At 69.1% G+C, this 17,331-nt stretch carries 11 protein-coding genes and 1 tRNA gene; 4 read left to right on the top strand and 8 right to left on the bottom strand.

From position 1 onward, the window contains the following. Positions 1-62: 62 nt before the first annotated feature. Together QM721_RS13905 and QM721_RS13900 are read right to left on the bottom strand one after the other, a co-directional pair. Positions 63-935 (bottom strand): acyl-CoA thioesterase, encoded by an 873-nt coding sequence (locus QM721_RS13905; protein ID WP_415122999.1) that lies wholly within the window; start codon positions 933-935, stop codon positions 63-65. After that, entirely contained in the window at positions 932-2,752 is a 1,821-nt protein-coding gene (locus QM721_RS13900; protein WP_415122997.1) for an AMP-dependent synthetase/ligase, read from the bottom strand. The genes QM721_RS13905 and QM721_RS13900 overlap by 4 nt, the downstream gene beginning before the upstream one ends. 470 nt (positions 2,753-3,222) lie before the next feature. Here QM721_RS13900 and QM721_RS13895 point away from each other — a divergent pair, with 470 nt between their 5' ends. The 3 genes from QM721_RS13895 to ettA all read left to right on the top strand — a co-directional run bounded on the left by QM721_RS13895 (position 3,223) and on the right by ettA (position 8,584). Then, the gene (locus QM721_RS13895; RefSeq protein WP_415122995.1) at positions 3,223-3,681 is read left to right on the top strand and encodes a MarR family winged helix-turn-helix transcriptional regulator; all 459 of its coding nucleotides are present in this window, start codon (positions 3,223-3,225) and stop codon (positions 3,679-3,681) included. Positions 3,682-3,685: 4 nt separating this feature from the next. Next, complete coding sequence (locus QM721_RS13890; protein ID WP_415122993.1) at positions 3,686-6,646, top strand: FAD-binding and (Fe-S)-binding domain-containing protein; 2,961 nt, start codon at positions 3,686-3,688, stop codon at positions 6,644-6,646. Positions 6,647-6,901: 255 nt separating this feature from the next. Then, positions 6,902-8,584 (top strand): energy-dependent translational throttle protein EttA, encoded by a 1,683-nt coding sequence (gene ettA / locus QM721_RS13885; protein WP_415122991.1) that lies wholly within the window; start codon positions 6,902-6,904, stop codon positions 8,582-8,584. 189 nt (positions 8,585-8,773) lie between these two features. Here the strand turns inward: ettA and QM721_RS13880 are convergent, their stop codons facing one another. The 5 genes from QM721_RS13880 to QM721_RS13860 all read right to left on the bottom strand — a co-directional run bounded on the left by QM721_RS13880 (position 8,774) and on the right by QM721_RS13860 (position 14,941). Then, a complete protein-coding gene (locus QM721_RS13880; protein ID WP_415122989.1) occupies positions 8,774-9,271 on the bottom strand; it encodes a single-stranded DNA-binding protein in 498 nt (165 codons plus the stop codon). Positions 9,272-9,567: 296 nt separating this feature from the next. Further along, positions 9,568-11,157, bottom strand: a complete 1,590-nt coding sequence (locus QM721_RS13875; protein ID WP_415122987.1) for a GTPase — start codon at positions 11,155-11,157, stop codon at positions 9,568-9,570. Beyond that, positions 11,154-13,010, bottom strand: coding sequence for a GTPase (locus QM721_RS13870; RefSeq protein WP_415122985.1), 1,857 nt, complete (start codon positions 13,008-13,010; stop codon positions 11,154-11,156). The genes QM721_RS13875 and QM721_RS13870 overlap by 4 nt, the downstream gene beginning before the upstream one ends. Before the next feature lie 9 nt (positions 13,011-13,019). Next, entirely contained in the window at positions 13,020-14,438 is a 1,419-nt protein-coding gene (locus tag QM721_RS13865) for a PrsW family intramembrane metalloprotease (protein ID WP_415122983.1), read from the bottom strand. Positions 14,439-14,867: 429 nt separating this feature from the next. Further along, positions 14,868-14,941 (bottom strand) — tRNA-Arg (locus QM721_RS13860). 159 nt (positions 14,942-15,100) lie between these two features. Here QM721_RS13860 and QM721_RS13855 point away from each other — a divergent pair. Beyond that, complete coding sequence (locus QM721_RS13855; protein ID WP_415122981.1) at positions 15,101-16,288, top strand: MFS transporter; 1,188 nt, start codon at positions 15,101-15,103, stop codon at positions 16,286-16,288. Positions 16,289-16,326: 38 nt separating this feature from the next. Here QM721_RS13855 and ppk2 read toward each other — a convergent pair whose 3' ends face one another. Beyond that, positions 16,327-17,250, bottom strand: coding sequence for a polyphosphate kinase 2 (ppk2, locus tag QM721_RS13850; RefSeq protein ID WP_415122979.1), 924 nt, complete (start codon positions 17,248-17,250; stop codon positions 16,327-16,329). Positions 17,251-17,331 lie beyond the last annotated feature (81 nt).

Here is a 17,331-nt window from a genome sequence, read left to right as displayed (position 1 = left end):
GTCGCCGGTCGAGCTTGTCGAGACCCAACGGCGAGTGCGGCGCAGGGCGAACTCCCCGCGAGTCAGCGGGATGCAACCACCGCCGGCCAGGTCTCCAGACCGTGCCGCAGCTCGTCCGGCACCGGAACCGGACGGCCCTGCAGATCGCCGCACACGATCACCGTGCGCGCTCGGGCAAACACGGTGCCGGCGTCCGGGTCGGTGACCTCGGCGACCAGGCTCATCGACGTGCGTCCGATGTCGGCGACCGCCACCCGGGTCTGGTACGGCTCGAGCCGATGGTCGAGCTGGGCGAGATAGTCGATGTCTTGGCGCACCACCATCCACATTTGGCCGGCCTCGGTCGCCGCGCTCATCCGGTTGCCGGAGCGGTCGGCATCGCTCGACATGTGCACCCGGGCCTCGGCCACGAAGTCGAAAAAGCGCACGTTGTTGACGTGCCCGTAGGCGTCGAGGTCAGTCCAGCGCACCGTCAGCGGAGCCTCATACGCCGACGGCCCACAGCGCCACCTGCCGAGCGGGCGCAGCGGCTCGAGCGGCGCGCTGCGGGCCACGAACCAGCCCCGCTCGTCGGGGGTCATGCGCCGCGGTCGTCCGGCCTCGAAGTCGAAGATGCACAGCAGCGAGCGCGCCCGGGCACACACCCGACCCGCCTGCACCACCTCGTAGGCGATGGTGAAGCGTGACGCACCCACGTCACCCACCAACAGCCGCACCTGCACCGGATCGTTGGCGAACTCCACCGGCGCCAGGTACTCCACCTGATGAGCGACGACCAGGGTGCCGTCGCCGAGCAGCGCAGCGTTGTCACCGGCCAGCAAGAACTGCACCCGCGCCTCTTGCAGATAATCGGCGATCACGGCGTTGTTGACGTGGCCCTGCGCATCGAGGTCGACCCATCGCAGCGGTACGTCGATGATCACGGCGGGGGTCACTCGTCGTCCATCTCCTTGTCGTACATCGCATCGATCTCGGTGCCGAATTGTTTGGCGATCGAAGCCCGGCGAATCTTCATGCTGGGGGTCACCTGGCCCTCGTCGACACTGAACTCGTTGGGCAGAATCGTGAACTTCTTCACCGTCTCCCACCGCTCCAGGCTCTCGTTGGCCCGATCGACCAGCACCTGGACGCCCTGCCGCAGGTTGTCGCTGGCCACAAGCTGGTCGTAGCTCGCGTCGGCCATGCCGTTGACGGCGGCCCAGCGCTTCACGTTGTCGACATCGACGGTGAGCAGTGCCGAGATGTACTTGCGGCCGTCACCCACGGCCACGGCCTGGCTGATGAACGGAATCGCGGCGACCAACGCCCCCTCGACCTTCTGCGGAGCGACGTACTTGCCGCCCGAGGTCTTCATCAGGTCTTTCTTGCGGTCAGTCAGGGTCAGGTTGTTCTCGGCGTCGAGGCGACCCAGGTCACCGGTGTGAAACCAGCCGTCGACGATCGCTTCGGCGGTGAGCTCGGGAGCATCGTGATAGCCGGTCATCACGCCGGGCCCACGCAGCAGCACCTCGCCGTCGTCGGCGATCTTCACCTCGGTGCCGGGCAGCACCTGGCCCACTGTGCCGAACCGGGGGTGCGTGGGCACGTTGACGAACGACACGGCCGTGGTCTCGGTCAGGCCGTAGCCCTCGATCACCACCAGACCGGCGGAGTAGAACCAGCCCTGCACCTTGGCGTTCAGCTTGGCCGAGCCCGACACCATGAACCGCATCCGACCGCCCAGCCGATCGCGCAGCTTGCTGAACACCAGCTTGTCGGCGATCGTGTACTGCACGCCGAGCAGACCGGGCAGCCGGCGTCCGGCGAGCCGGTACTCGTGGCTCCGCTTGCCCACCGCGAAGGCCCAGCGAGAGATGGCACCCTTCGCCCCGGTGGCATTGGACGACAGCACCGTGGCCCGCACCTTCTCGAAGATGCGCGGCGCTCCACACATGAAGGTGGGTTTGGTGACACCGAGGTTGGGCACGATGCGCTCGATCCGGCCGTCCACCGCGGTGGTGAAGCCGATTACCAGTTGCACCGCGATCAGGCATTTGCCGAACACGTGCGATAGGGGCAGCCACAGGTACTGCAGATCGTCGGGGGTGATGATCGCGAGCCGATCGGCTCCGAAACCCACCGAGATCCAGTTGCGCTGCACCAACTCGACGCCCTTGGGGCGTCCGGTGGTGCCCGAGGTGTAGATCAACGTGGCCAGGCTGTCGAGGCCGACCCCCGCCCGGGCCACCTGCACGCAGTCGGGCTGCTCGGCCAACCGCTGCCGGCCACGCTCGATCAACTGCTGCCACGACAAGGTGTATTCGCCGTCGCCGTCGCCGTCGAGCAGCACCACCACCCGCACCTGGCTGTCGGAACCGTTCAGCTTGGCGGCCTGCTCGGCGTTCTCGGCCACCAGCACCTGCGAGCTCGAGTGCCCGACGATGTACTGAAAGTCTTCGGGGGCCGTGTTGGGGTAGATGGTCGTGGTGGCGGCACCGATGGCGTTGATGGCCAGATCGGCCAGAATCCACTCGATGCGGGTGGCGGCGGCGATCGCGACGCGCTCGGCGGGGGCAACCGACAAGGTGAGCAGCCCGGCGGCCAGTTGCTGCACCCGGTCGTGGGTCTGCGCCCAGGTCAACGACACCCAGTTGTCGGACGCGTCTGGGTAGCGGAATGCCTCCTTGCCGGCACTCTGCTCGACCCGCCAGTCGAAAAGGTCACCGATCGAGGTGGGCTTGCCCTGCAGGAGGGCCTCGGCCTCGGCGTTCATGTCACTCCTGTTTCCCCGCCAGCGCCGTCGGTGGCGAATATTCGATTGCGGAAGCGCTGACCAACACAGCCCCGCTGGTTGAGCCCGTCGAAACCCCTTGCCACAGCGGTACGACTGAGGTCTCGACACGCTCGACCAACGATTGATCAACGTTTGCACAATAGTAAGGGCACGGTGCGAATCGGCTGCGGGCGGACGCGCCGCCCGCCTCACGGCTACGACTGGACGCGGCGGCGATCCCGTCAACCATCGGCGTATCGTCGCGCTTCGGCCGAGTTGCTAGGGAAACGCCGGGCTCTCGCTGGTCGAGCCTGTCGAGACCTCGGACAGAGTGCCCTCACTAGGGGTTTCGACGTAGCTCAGCCAGCGGTGGGCGCACTGATCAGCACGTCCCTTGACAATTCACAAGCGAGGCACACCCAGGGCAACGCTGTGATTTAGCCTTCAACCATCTTTGCTATGATGCGCGCGTGACGAGCAACGGTGAGTGCCTATGGCTGACCAGCGAGCAGCAGCTGATCTGGCGCGACTACCTGGCCGGGGTGAGCCGAATCAACGATCGCCTCGACGCGGAGCTGCGCCCGTTCGGCCTCGATCTGGGCGAGTACGAGATTCTGGTCAACCTCTCGGAGGCCGACCACCTCGAAATGCGCATGTCTGAGCTGGCCCAATGCGTGCGGCAGTCCCGCTCGCGACTCACCCACACGGTTGCCCGGATGGAGGCCAAGGGGCTGATCCTGCGCAAGAGCTGCCAGGGTGACCGGCGCGGCGTGATCGCCGTGCTCACCGCCACCGGGCTGAACCTCTTGCAGACCGCCGCCCCGTGCCACGTGGCCTCGGTGCGGGCCGCCCTGGTCGATGTCGTCACCGCCGACGACTTCGAGGCGCTCGGTCGCGCCATGAAGGCCGTCGTCGAGGTGGCAGACTGAGGCTGTGCGGGCCCCTGCCTTCGACCGCTCCACCCTCAGCCGCGCGCTCTATTCGTCCGACGCCTCGCTGTACCGGGTGGTGCCCGAGGCGGTTTACGTACCGTCCGATTCGCTGGAGTTGAGCGCGGCCGTCGACCAGGCGCTGGCCGAGCGGCTACCGATCACCATGCGCGGGTCTGGCACCTCGTGCGCGGGCAATGCGATCGGCCCCGGGCTGGTGATCGACACGCGCCGGCTCGACGCCATCACCTCCCTCGACCCCGGCGCAGCGCTGGCAGTGGTGCAGCCCGGCGTGGTGCAGTCAGTGCTGAGTGCCGCCGCAGCGGCCCATGCGCTGCGGTTCGGCCCCGACCCGTCCTCGTCCAGCCGCTGCACCGTGGGCGGCATGATCGGCAACAACGCCTGCGGACCGAGGGCCCTGGGTTACGGCAAGACCAGCGATGTGGTCGAGGGGCTGGAACTGATCAACGGAGCCGGTGAGCGGCTCAGTCTGCGGCGCTCCACCGACCTGCGCGAGCACCCGTCGCCGACCCTGCACCGGCTGCACCGGCTGGTGCAGGCCAACCTGGGCGTGATTCGCACCGAGTTCGGGCGTTTCGGCCGCCAGGTGTCGGGCTATTCGCTGGAGCACCTGCTGCCCGAGCGGGGATTCGACGTCACCCGCTTTCTGGTCGGGTCGGAGGGCACGCTGGGGGTGGTCACCGAGGCGACCGTCCGGCTATCGCGCGACCCGGTGCAGCGGTGTCTGGTGGTGCTCGGCTACCCTTCGCTGGCCGCGGCGGCAGATGCGGTGCCGGCGGTGCTCGCCTTCGAGCCCACCGCCTGCGAGGGTCTGGACGCCCGGATCGTCGACACGGTGCGCGCCCGGCACGGCGCCGCTGCGGTTCCGGCGCTGCCGCCGGGGGCCGGTTGGCTGTTCGTCGAACTCGCCGGCGACGACCCCGACGAGGTCGCGCAGCGCGCCTTCACCCTGGCGGCGGGCCACCAGGCGTCCCGGGTGATCGCAGCTGCGGCCGAGCAGGCCACGCTGTGGCGGCTGCGTTCCGATGGCGCCGGCTATGCCGGAATCGCCTTGACCGAGCCCGCCCACCCGGGCTGGGAGGACGCCGCCGTGCCGCCGGAGCGGCTGGGCGACTACCTGCGCGACTTCGAGGCCCTGCTTGTCAGGCATGGCCTGCACGGACTGCCGTACGGGCATTTCGGCGAGGGCTGCGTGCACTGCCGCATCGACTTTCCACTCGGCCGCAGCTCCGGCAGCGCGACGTATCGGCGCTTCGTGGAAGAGTCGGCCGACCTGGTCGCCGGCTATGGCGGCTCGCTGTCGGGCGAGCACGGCGACGGCCGGGCGCGCTCGGACCTGTTGGGCCGCATGTACTCACCGGCGGCGCTGCGTCTGTTCGCCCAGGTCAAGGCCCTGTTCGACCCCAACGAGCTGCTGAACCCCGGGGTGCTGGTGCGGCCGGCAGCGGTGGATGCCGACGTACGCCTGGCTCAGGCGCCGCACCCCCTGGACGCCCTGGCCGCCGACGTGCACCGCTGCTCCGGGGTCGGACGTTGTGTGGCCGCCGGGGCCGTTGACGCCATGTGCCCGTCGTACCAGGTGACCCGGCGCGAGCGGGATTCCACCCGAGGCCGGGCGCGCGTGCTGCAAGAGCTGGCTATCGGGGGCCTGGTCAGCTCGCCCCGCTCCCGGGCCGTGACCGAAGCCCTTGAGCTGTGCCTGGCCTGCAAGGCCTGCGCGACCGACTGCCCCACGGGGGTCGATCTGGCCCGGGACAAGTCCGTGGTGCTCGAGCGCGCCCATGCCGGCAGGCTGCGGCCGCTCACTCACTACACCTTGGGCTGGCTGCCCCGCTGGACCCGGCTGGTGACAGCGGTGCCCGGACTGGCGGCGTTGGCCAACGCACTCACGCACACGCCGGTGCTGCGGACTGCGCTGCTGCGACTGGCCGGCGTGGACGCTCGGCGCACCCTGCCGCAGTTCCGCACCGGTCGGCTGGCCGAGATCGTCGACCGCACGGCTTCAGAGCTCGACACGTTCGACTCGCGACCACCGCTGGTCGAGCCCGTCGACCGCACGGCTTCAGAGCTCGACACGTTCGACTCGCGACCACCGCTGGTCGAGCCCGTCGACCGCACGGCTTCAGAGCTCGACACGTTCGACTCGCGACCACCGCTGGTCGAGCCCGTCGACCGCACGGCTTCAGAGCTCGACACGTTCGACTCGCGATCACCGCTGGTCGAGCCCGTCGAGACCCCCCGCCTGGGCCGCGTCGCCGTGTGGGCGGACTCGTTCTCGCTGGGCTTCGCCGGCGGGCACGTGAAAGCCATGATCCAGGTGCTGGCCCGGGCAGGTTACCAGCCCGAACTGATCGGTGAGCACGCCTGCTGCGGCCTGACCTGGATCACCACCGGCCAGCGCGCCGCAGCAGCCGCCCGGCTGCGTCGCTCGCTCGACGTGCTGACTCCCCTGGTGCAGGCGGGCGTCCCCATCGTCGGCGTCGAGCCGTCGTGCCTGGCGGTCTGGCGCGACGAGGCGTCCGAACTGGTCGACGATCCGCGGCTGGCAGTCGTGCAGCACGGCCTGCACACCCTGGCCGAACTGCTCGGTGGTACTACCGGCTGGCAGCCCCCCGATCTAGCCGGACGCACCGTGGTCGTGCAACCGCACTGCCACCACCGCGCCGTGCTGGGCTGGGCGTCCGACGCCACGCTCCTGCGCCGCACCGGCGCGCGGGTGGTGACCGTGACCGGATGCTGCGGACTGGCCGGCAACTTCGGTGTGGAGCGCGGCCACTACGACGTGTCGGTGGCAGTGGCGGGGCTGCACCTGCTGCCGGCCCTGGCCGCGGCTCCCCCGGACGCGCTGGTGCTCGCCGACGGCTTCTCATGCCGCACCCAGATCGCCGACCTGGCGGGACGACCGAGCATGTCTCTGGCCGAGCTGCTGGCGAACTCGCACTGACCTGTCCGCCACGCCCCGCGATCTGGGTCTGAATCGGCTCGGCCAGCGACCGCTCACTGCAACGACCGCGTTCGACCAACCGCCACTCGCCGCCCAACCAACGCCCTTGTGCCGGGCAACGACGTCGCGGCGAGCAACCACTGGCGCCCTGCCCGCGGCCTTTCGCCGCCGGGCTGCCCGCGACCGTCCACCTGTCGGCTCGTTATACTCGGGGGCGGTCTGTTCCCAATCCCTTTCGCTCACCGAGGTCTTCGTATGCCCGAGTTCGTATTCACGATGCACAACGTTCGCAAGAAGCTGGGCGAGAAGCTGGTGCTCGACAACGTCACCATGTCGTTCTTCGAGGGGGCCAAGATCGGGGTGGTCGGCCCCAACGGCGCCGGCAAGTCGACCATGCTGAAGCTGATGGCCGGGCTGATCCAGTCCGACAACGGCGATGTGACGCTCAAGAAGGGCGCCAGCGTCGGCATTTTGCTGCAGGAGCCGCCGCTCACCGAGGGCAAGACGGTGATGCAGAACATCGAAGAGGCAGTCGCCGAGACCAAGGGCCTGCTCGACAGGTTCAACGAGATCGGCATGGAGATGGCCGAACCCGACGCCGACTTCGACGCCCTGATGGACGAGATGGGCAACCTGCAGACCGAACTCGACCACCGCAACGCGTGGGATCTGGAGTCGCAGCTCGAACAGGCGATGGACGCGCTGCAGTGCCCGCCGGGTGACACCGTGGTCGATGTGCTCTCCGGTGGCGAGCGACGTCGGGTGGCGCTGTGCAAGCTGCTGCTGCAGCAGCCCGACCTGCTGCTGCTCGACGAACCCACCAACCACCTGGACGCCGAGAGCGTCAACTGGCTGGAGGGTCACCTCAAGACCTACCCGGGTGCGGTGCTGGCCGTCACCCACGACCGCTACTTTCTCGACAACGTGGCCGAGTGGATCTGCGAGATCGACCGCGGCCGGCTGCACCCCTACGAGGGCAACTACTCCACCTATCTCGAGACCAAGCGTCAGCGCCTGCAGATCGAGGGCAAGAAGGACGCCAAGCGCGCCAAGATCCTGGAGAAGGAACTGGAGTGGGTGCGGGCCAACCCGAAGGCCCGGCAGGCCAAGAACAAGGCCCGCCTGGCCCGCTACGAGGAACTCGCCGCCGAAGCCGAACGCAACCGCACAGTCGATCTGGCCGAGATCAACATTCCGCCCGGCCCACGGCTGGGGTCGGACGTGCTCGACGCCAAGAAGCTCACCAAGGGCTTCGGCGACCGGGTGCTGATCGACAACCTGTCGTTCACCCTGCCCCGCGCCGGCATCGTCGGCATCATCGGCCCCAACGGCGTGGGCAAGACCACCCTGTTCAAGATGGTGGTCGGCGAGGAGCAGCCCGACGCCGGCACCCTGGAGGTCGGCAAAACGGTCAAGCTCTCGTACGTCGACCAGTCCCGGGGCGGCATCGACTCGAGCAAGAACGTCTGGGAGGTCGTCTCGGACGGCCTCGACCACATCAAGGTGGGCAGCTTCGAGATGCCGTCGCGCGCCTATGTCGCCTCCTTCGGTTTCAAGGGCCCCGACCAGCAGAAGCTGGCCGGGGTGCTGTCGGGCGGTGAACGCAACCGGCTGAATCTGGCGCTCACGCTGAAGATGGGCGGCAACCTGCTGCTGCTCGACGAGCCGACCAACGACCTCGACGTCGAGACCCTGCAGTCGCTGGAGGATGCGCTGCTGGAGTTTCCCGGCTGCGCGGTCGTGATCTCGCACGACCGCTGGTTTCTCGACCGGGTGGCCACGCACATCTTGGCGTGGGAGGGCAGCGACGCCGACGAGGCGAACTGGTTCTGGTACGAGGGCAACTTCGCCGACTACGAAGAGAACAAGATCGCCCGGCTCGGCGCCGAGGCCGCCCGCCCGCACGCCAGCAAGCACCGCCGCCTGACCAGGGGCTAAGCCAGAACCTGCACGGCTTCGCTGAAACCCTCCGAGCCCGCTGACCCTCCGAGCCCGCTGACCCTCCGAGCCCGCTGACCCTCCGAGCCCGCTGACCCTCCGAGCCCGCTGACCCTCCGAGCCCGCTGACCAGGGCTGGTCCTGACCGCGGCCGTGTCGACACGCTCGCCGAAGACGATCAGCGGGTACTCAGGCGGCCTTCGGCTCGCGTGCGGCGGGCTCCGTAGCGTCCATCGCACCGTCAGGCTCGGTCTCGCCGGATTCGCCTTCGGGCGGCTCCATGTCGAAAACCGACGGATCGGGCGCCGGAGGCTCGGGCAGGGCGCGCTCGGTGCGCTGGAACGTCGTGGTACCGCGACCCAGGTCATGCCCCACCGAGACCGCCTCGAGCACGATGCGCTCCTGCACCTCGCCGGTGTCCTTCTTGATCCAGGTCCAGGTGGTCAGTCGGCCAGTGACCATCACCGGGTCGCCCTTGGCGATGCTGGCGTGCACGTTGAGCGCCAGCGATCGGTTGCGGCAGTTGATGTTCAGCCAGGTGGTGTCGCCGTCTCGCCAGTGGCCCTGGCGCAGCACCCGCGGCGTCGAGGCCAGCCGAAAGGCCGCGTAGGCCCACTCATTGTTCGGGCCGGTGCGCAGGTCGACGCCGCTGCCGACATTGCCCGTCACGGTGATGGTTGCGTCCATGAACTCACTCCTTGGTTTGAAAGTCCGACACCATCACTGTGCGCCCGCGCCGACCGAAGTGTTCAAACTGGTGCGCGATCACGTCCGCCCATGAATCTCTGCGCCAGACCCCCCAGGTGTCGCGCCACGTTCGACCAACGCAGGTTGAGCGGGCCGAAATCATCGGAACTTGATGCTCCTCTGGATGTCAAGCGGGGTCACACGCCCCCTGGCCGGGAGGCACTTACATCCTCTACGTCGAAACCCCTAGCCAAAGCACTCCGTTCGAGTCTCGACACGCTCGACCAGAACCTCGCTCAGCGGGCCCGCTTCACGGCCTCGACCGCCCGTCGGTGCCGATCGAGTTCCTCCTGCACCGGGCGCAGCAGCTCGGCGTCGGTCACGCCACCGATCGCCGCGAGCAGTGTCCGTTCGGCACGGTTGGCCTTTGCCCGGGCGCCGAGCGCCACCCCGACCCGCGACAGTCCAGCCAGCACCAACCCGGCCAGCACACCGCCGACCAGCAGCACGAACTGGGCCGGCCACCCCCACCAGTACACCGTCGGCATGCCGATCAGCCCCAACGCCGGCGCGAACATCATGAACAGCGTCCACAGCACGCCGGCCAGCACGCCGGCCATCAGCACCCACTGCAGCGCCCGGACCACCGCGAGCCACCCGGTGCCCCGGTCCAAAGCGAGGTCGGCCCCGGCGATCGCGGTGTCGAGCCGGTCAAGCAGCAGTGCCTCTCGTCCCCGAGCGGTGTCACGCACCGCCGCTGCCCAGCCGCGCGGCAGGCCCGACGAGGTGGCGTCCACCAGCTCGCGCAGACCCCGGTCGAGTCTGGCCCGCTGCACCGCGCTGGCGCCGGGCAACGACGTGCGGCTGATCGCCGTCGGCGTGAGCGCCTTGCGATCCGACTGGTCCAAGCGCAACGCGCGCAGGGGGTCGGGCCTGAGCTTCGCCACCCAACTGACGAACGGCCATCCGGTGGCCTGCCCGCCGCGCAGCTTCCAGGCCTCGCGGACTCCTTCGACCGCGATCGGCACCCCGGCTGCGTCCGCCAGCGCCTCGACCAGCGGCCCACGGCGCACGCGATCGAGGCTGGGGGTGACCGCGCCCAACTCGTCGCCGAGCGCGGCGGCGGCCGCGCTCACATCGGCGGCGATGCGGGCGCTGACGGCCTTCTTGTCGGCCACCGTCCGGGCCAGCACCTCACGCAGTTCGGGCACCCCGGTGCCGTCCAGGGCCGACATGGCCATCAGCCGGGCCTTGCCCAGGCCCTCGGCGTCGAGCAGGCCGCGCAGGTCGGTCATGGCTGCGGTGAGCTCGTCCGGGCGCAGCAGGTCGCTCTGGTTGAGCACCACGATCATCACACCGGCATAGCCCGCCAGCGGTTTGAGGTAGCGGTCGTGCAGCGCCGCGTCGGCGTACTTCTGCGGGTCGACCACCCAGATCAGCATGTCGACCAGTGGCACGAGTCGATCGACGGCGATCCGGTGCTCATGCTCGGTGGAGTCGTGGTCGGGCAGGTCGAGCAGCACCAGGTTCTCGAACGCGCTGCGCCGCGCCGGCACCAGGTGCCGCCGGGGCACGTCCAGCCAGTCGAGCAGTTCGCCCGGCAACTCGGTTCCCCACGCCACCGCCATGGTCTGCGATGTGGTCGGACGACGCACGCCGGTCGGGGCGAACTCGGTGCCGCTGATCGCGTTGAACGACGTGGACTTGCCCGAACCGGTGGCCCCGGCCAGCGCGACCACGGTGTGATTGCCCGAGAACGCGACCCGCTGGCCGGCCCGCCGCACCACGCCGTCCGCCCGGTCGACCACCGCGTCGGACGACCGTCCGCGGCTCAGCTCGACGGCCTCGTCCAGCGACTTCAGCCGCTCCGGCAACGGCCGGCTCACCGGGGTTCCTCCCCCGGCTCGACAGCCGCTTCGGACGAACCCGGCCGCGCCACCAGCTCGGCCTCGACCACGTCGGTCAGGGCCGGACGGTCGGGCACCTGGGTGGCGATGCCCGTGAACCCTTCGATCTCCTCGCGCGCCGGCGCGGTCAGCCGATGGTCGTCACCCCGCATCTGGTTCACCCCGCCGACCGCCTCACGAATCGCCGCCGCCGCCTCGGGACGCGCCCCGGCATCGTCGAGCGCGGCCTCGTAGCGGGCCAGTTCACCGGCCATCAGCGCCTCGATGCGGGCGTCCAGATCGGTCTTGGCGCGCAGGGCGAGCCGCCGCACGGCGTCTTCGCCGAAGACCGCCTCAAGCACCCGCTGCGCGAGCACCGCGGTGCCTCCGGCCACGCCCACCTCGGCTCCGGTCAGGCCGCCGGTGGTCGAGAACACCACCATCATCAAGGCGATGCCCACCCCGTTGGCGCCCAGCGCCAAGAACCGCGCCCGCGACTTCTTCGACGCGCCCTCACTGCTCACCAGCTCGAGCACGTCGGCCTGCCAGTTGCGAATGGCCAGCGCGACCTGCGCGGGGAAGCCGTCCGAGGCGCGGCTCAGGTCGGTCTTACCGGCGGCGAGCAACTGACGTCCGGCCGGCTGGTTGGCCCAGGCCACCTCGGCTCGCTCGGCGGCCGCCTCGCCCTCTTCGCGAATCAGGATCTCCATGCCCGACTCGACGGCCAGCTTCACCTCGTTGATCTGCTTCGGCTCGCCACGCAATGACGCGACCAGCCGGTCGCGCAGCCAGCCGATCTTCTGTTCCACGGCCCTGAAGAACTCACCGGTGCCCACGAAGTCGTGCCAGCGCGCCAGCACCTCGCCGCGCAGCAGGGTGCCGTCGGCGGTCTGCACCCCCACGGTTCGGACGGCCTCGCGGTACGACCCTTCGGCGTCGGCCCGCAACTGCTCGATGGCCGCGGCCTGCTCGTCGAGCGCCTTGGCCACCTGCGGCGCATTGCGGCAGACCGCGGCGATGGCCCCGTCGAGGGTCTTCAGCACCACCGATGCGCGCACCTGCGAGTCGGCGGCCAGTGCGGCCAGCCAGTCGCGGATCGGCGCGACCGCCTGATCGGGTAGCAGCCCCTCGTCGTCGGTGACGGTCTCGGGTACCGCGAACAGCGGCGAGTCGCCCAGGCCCTGCTCGGCCATCATCTGGCCCAGGTGCGGCGGCACCTCGGTCATCGCGGCGGGAGGCACCCGCTGCAGCACCACCGCCAGGGCGACGCTACGGTCGGCGGCCGACTTGAGGTACTCCCAGGGCACGGCGTCGGCGTAGCGAGCCGCCGAGGTGACGAACAGCCACAGGTCGGCTGCGGCGAGCAGTTGCGCGGCCAGTGCCCGGTTCTCGGCCACCACCGAGTCGATGTCGGGGGCGTCCAGAATGGCCAGCCCCTGCGGCAGGGTCCGCTCGGCCACTAGCTGCAAAGTGCGAGTGTCGTTGGCCGCCTCCAGCGAACGGGCCAGGCCGGGCAGAATCCGGTCGGGGCCGAACCACTGCGCGTCGGCGGGGTGGTGCACCAGGACGGGCGAGCGCGTGGTCGGACGGATCACGCCGGTGCGGCTCACCAGCCGTCCGATCATCGAGTTGACCAGGGTGGACTTGCCGGCCCCGGTCGAGCCGCCGATCACGGCGAGCAGCGGAGCGTCCAATCGGTCGAGGCGTGGCAGCAGGTAGTCGTCGAGCTGCGCCACCATGTCATGCCGCAACTTCGCCGTGGGCGTACTGCCGGGCAGTTCGAGCGGCAGCCGGGACTGCTGCAGAGCGTCGCGTAGGCTCCTGAGCGAATCCGCCAGTTGGCCAGCGCTCATGCATCTCCCCTACCTGGTGGGTGGCCCCCAGGTTGGGTCCACTCTGGAATATCCCTGCGATCCTAATGGTGCCGAGCCCGGCGTTGCTGGCCAGTTGCCGCCGAGTCCTGCAGGACCTGGATAGTTGGGCGGCGGATAGTCGACCGGCTTGGGCTTGCGGAACCGCGGCAGGCTGAGTTTTTGCCCCGCCGGGTCGTCGATCGCCAGCCCGCGCAGCGATCGGGCCAGGTACAGCAGTTCGGTGGCGCGGTGCTGACCGGCGGTGTCGATGACGCCCTTAACCTCAGCGTCGCGCAGGTACGCCAGTTCGGTGAGCATGCGTTGCAGGCTGAGCGTGGCGCGCAGCACAGCCCACCCGCGGGTGGCCGCCACCAGCAACGCCCAGGCCCGACGCCGCACCCGTGAAGCCGTTTCGGGGTCGACCGGGTTCAACCAGCCCATGCGGACGTAGTCGGTCAGCCGAGCGCGAATCTTGCGGCTCTCGGCGAACAACTGCCGCACGCCGTAGATGACGGCGGAGGCGACCAGCGGCAGTGCCACGGCGAAGTAGATCAGGTAGCGCATCTGGCCCGAGGCGAACGAAGCCTGCGAGTTGAACATCATGTGCAGCAGTGCCGCCAGTAGATAGCCGACCAGGGGCGCCAGCACCCGCACCACCTTGCTGTGGGTGCGCAGCGCCACCATCAGCCCCAGACCGGTCATCATGGTGAACAGCGGGTGGCCGAAGGCGGTCCAGAAGCCGCGCAGCCAGACGATCTCGCGCACCGCGTCTTCGACGTTGCCGGTGCCGATGGTCGAGCTGGCGTACATGATCGCGCGGGCGTAGTAGATGATGTTCTCGGTGAACGCGAAACCCGCCGCCGACAAGCCTGCGAGCGCGATGCCGTTCAGCTTGGTGACCAGTTGGTAGCGCACCAGGATCGCGACCCAGAACAACACCGTGGCCTTGGCCGCCTCTTCGACGAACGGCGCGATGTAGATGGCGGCCCGCGCCGCCGTGGTGGGGTCGCCGTCCCCTCCGATGGAGAGCTGTTCGGATGCCCAGGTGTTGATGTGCAGCGACAGGAACGTCGCCACACAGGCCCCCCAGCCCAGCGCCAGCCACCACAGCAACAACCGTTGCGGACGAAACCGGTCAGCGACCACGAAGAGCACCACCCAGAACAGCAGGGTGGGCAGCGCGAACCAGAACGCGTCGCGGATCGCCGACTGGTTCATGCCCTGCACCACTCCGTCGCGCACGGGTGTGTCAGCGGTCATCAGGGCGTACTGCGACCACAGCGCCACCGCATAGAGCAGGGTGAAGACCAGGCCGATCCAGGTCCAGGCATTGGCAAGTATGCGCTTGGGCAGCGGCGCCGACAGGTCGGGTTGTGACGGAATGCCGTTCAGCATCCGGCGGTGCCGGTTGATGGTGTCCGTCGACATAGGGGCAAGACTACCGGGCGGCCGGAGCGCCCAGCCTCGCCGCACACGGGGCCAAGGTTGCGCCAGCGCATCGCAGACGCGCACCTCACTCGGCCTCGACCCACCGATCTGCGGCTTCTTGGCGCGCCTGCCGAGAAACGTGCGTATTGAGCAGCGGCAGCGCCGCAGTTCGTTCCCGCCGCGCAGATATGCGCTTTATGGCCCGCCATGATGGCCGACATAACCCTCGTTTCGGCGCACGAGGCTGCACGGAGGGCACCGTTGGGCCCCATAACCCACAAATCGCCGCGCACACCCCCGCAACCGGGTCGCCCTCACACGGAGCTCGATGCCGCTCGCTGCGCCGCCCACCGGTGGATCGAGGATCCGATCACCACCGCGACACCCCGGCCGGCTGATGCGCCGAAACGCAGCCGCACACCCCAACGGCGCCCCGGGCGAGACTCGAACTCGCGACCAACCGCTTAGAAGGCGGCTGCTCTATCCAACTGAGCTACCAGGGCACGTGGCGGCTCGCTGCAACCACTCTCGGCCAAAGTCTAGGACCGGAACGCCATCGAGCCGCACGCGCCACGGCACGCCGAGCCCACCCTCGCGGCGGGCCGACCCCGCTGGCGCGATCCGCCGGGGCGGCACCGCGGCGGCGGTATAAGTTGCCACGAGTGACCGACCACAGCCCCGCCGCACTGCCCTGGCGGCAGCTGGCGGCGTCGATCTACCTGCCGACCACCCTGTCGTTCATCGGTTTCGGCGCCATCGTGCCCCTGGTGCCGCTGACCGCTCGGGCGCTGGGGGCATCGGTCGCCGAGGCCGCCCTGGTGGTCGCCCTAATGGGCATCGGCACTTTGATCGGGGCACTGCCCGCCGGCGTGATCGCCAACCGGTTCGGCGAGAAGCGGTCACTGGTCGGGGCGATGCTGCTCGACGCAGTGTGCCTGCTGGTCTGCGCCGCAGCCAGCAGCGAATGGGTGCTGGCCGGCGCCGTCTTCGTGATCGGGCTCAGCGGCGCCATGCTCAGCCTGGCCCGGCAGTCGTATCTGACGGTGGCCGTCCCGTTGGAGTACCGGGCCCGGGCGCTGTCGACCCTGGGTGGGGTGTTTCGGGTCGGCAACCTGGTGGGCCCCCTGCTGGGTGCCGCGGTGGTCAGCCTGTGGGGACTCCAACCGGCCTACCTGGTGGCCGCCGGCACCAGCCTGATCGCGGTCGCGGTCACCCTGGCCCTGCCGGACCTGCCAGAGCACGAGCCGTCGGCCGGCGAGCAGCCGGTACGCATGCTCACGGTGTTGCGCGAACACTCGCGCACCTACGCGACCGCCGGCCTCGGGGCGTCCGCGCTGATGCTGGTGCGCGCCTCCCGTGACGCCCTGCTGCCGCTGTGGTGTGAGCAGATCAGCCTGGACGCCGCCACCACCAGCCTGATCTTTGCGCTCTCGTCCGGTATCGACATGACGCTGTTCTACGTCGGCGGCTCGGTGATGGACCGGTTTGGACGGCGGTGGGTCTCGGTGCCGTCCATGGTGATCATGGGCCTGTGCTTCGCGCTGCTGCCGCTGGCCCACAGCACACTGGCTGTTGCGATGTTCGCCGCCGCGCTGGGGCTGGGCAACGGCATTTCGGCCGGCGTGGTGATGACCATCGGCTCCGACTTCTCGCCCCGGCTCGGACGGCCGCAGTTTCTCGCCGGCTGGCGGCTCACCACCGGCATCGGGCGGGCCGCTGGGCCGCTGCTGATCACTGCGGTAGCTGCGGTCGCACCGCTGGGCCTGGCCGCCGTCGCGATCGGCGCGATCGGGTTCGCCGGCGCGGGCTGGCTGTGGCGCTGGCTGCCCTCGACCCTGGGCCCCGGCTGACCACCGGGGCTGACCGACAGCAGGGTGCAGACCCCAGGTCAGTCGTCGTTGCTCTCGCGCCCGCGCCGCACGATCAACGGATCGGGATCGTAAACCACGGAATGGTCTTTACCGTCGTAGTCGAACTGGTTGAGGAAAGCCCGCATGGCGTTCAGCCGGGCGCGCTTCTTGTCGTTGCTGCGCACGGTGATCCAGGGTGCGTGCTTGGTGTCGGTGCGCTTGAACATCTCTTCTTTCGCAGCCGAGTACGCCTCCCACTTGTCGAGCGACTCCAAGTCCATCGGGGAGAGCTTCCAGCGTCGCACCGGGTCGATCTGGCGAATGGCGAACCGGGTGCGCTGCTCGCGCTTCGACACCGAGAACCAGAACTTGGTCAGGTGAATGCCCGACTCGATCAGCATGCGCTCGAATTTGGGCGCGTGGTTCATGAATGTCTCGTACTGCTCGTCGGTGCAGAAGTTCATCACCCGCTCGACGCCGCCCCGGTTGTACCACGACCGGTCGAACAGCACGATCTCACCGTTGGTGGGAAAGTGCTTGATGTAGCGCTGGAAGTACCACTGCCCCAACTCGCTGCTTGACGGCTTATTGAGCGCCACCACCCGCGCAGCCCGCGGGTTGAGGTGTTCGATGAAGCGCTTGATCGTGCCACCCTTGCCGGCCGCGTCGCGTCCCTCGAACAAGATGATGTGCTTCAGGTCGTTGTCTTGGCCGTAGTACTGAAACTTGAGCAGCTCGATCTGCAGCAGGTACTTCTCCTGCTCATAGTCGTCGCGGCTCATCAGCTCGTCGTAGGGGTAGTCCTCGCGCCAGGTTTCGACGGCACGGCCCCCCGGGTCGATCAGTTCGGGGTCGGGCCCCTCGCTGTCGGCCACGGTGTAGCCGGCGGCAACCAGTTTGTCGATGAACTCTCGAAGGTTGTCGTCGGCATCTGGCTGGAGCTCGTCCAGGTCCGTTGTCATCTGTCCTCCCGCTTCGGCTGAGCCCAGCCTACGGGCATCGCAAGCGCCACCGCGAGAGCGACGGGCCGCCACTGGCCCCGC

Origin of the sequence: Micropruina sp. (genome assembly GCF_047602085.1) — a bacterium.
Lineage (GTDB): Bacteria > Actinomycetota > Actinomycetes > Propionibacteriales > Propionibacteriaceae > Micropruina.
The sequence above is the reverse complement of the archived record's forward strand: the minus strand, read 5'-3'. Positions and strand labels throughout refer to the sequence as shown.

Excerpts from the sequence above, each read along its gene's own strand:
- ettA (WP_415122991.1), top strand. The coding sequence starts at position 6,902 with ATGCCCGAGTTCGTATTCACGATGCACAACGTTCGCAAGAAGCTGGGC.
- ppk2 (WP_415122979.1), bottom strand. The coding sequence starts at position 17,250 with ATGACAACGGACCTGGACGAGCTCCAGCCAGATGCCGACGACAACCTT.
- QM721_RS13865 (WP_415122983.1), bottom strand. The coding sequence starts at position 14,438 with ATGTCGACGGACACCATCAACCGGCACCGCCGGATGCTGAACGGCATT.
- QM721_RS13900 (WP_415122997.1), bottom strand. The coding sequence starts at position 2,752 with ATGAACGCCGAGGCCGAGGCCCTCCTGCAGGGCAAGCCCACCTCGATC.
- QM721_RS13880 (WP_415122989.1), bottom strand. The coding sequence starts at position 9,271 with ATGGACGCAACCATCACCGTGACGGGCAATGTCGGCAGCGGCGTCGAC.
- QM721_RS13870 (WP_415122985.1), bottom strand. The coding sequence starts at position 13,010 with ATGAGCGCTGGCCAACTGGCGGATTCGCTCAGGAGCCTACGCGACGCT.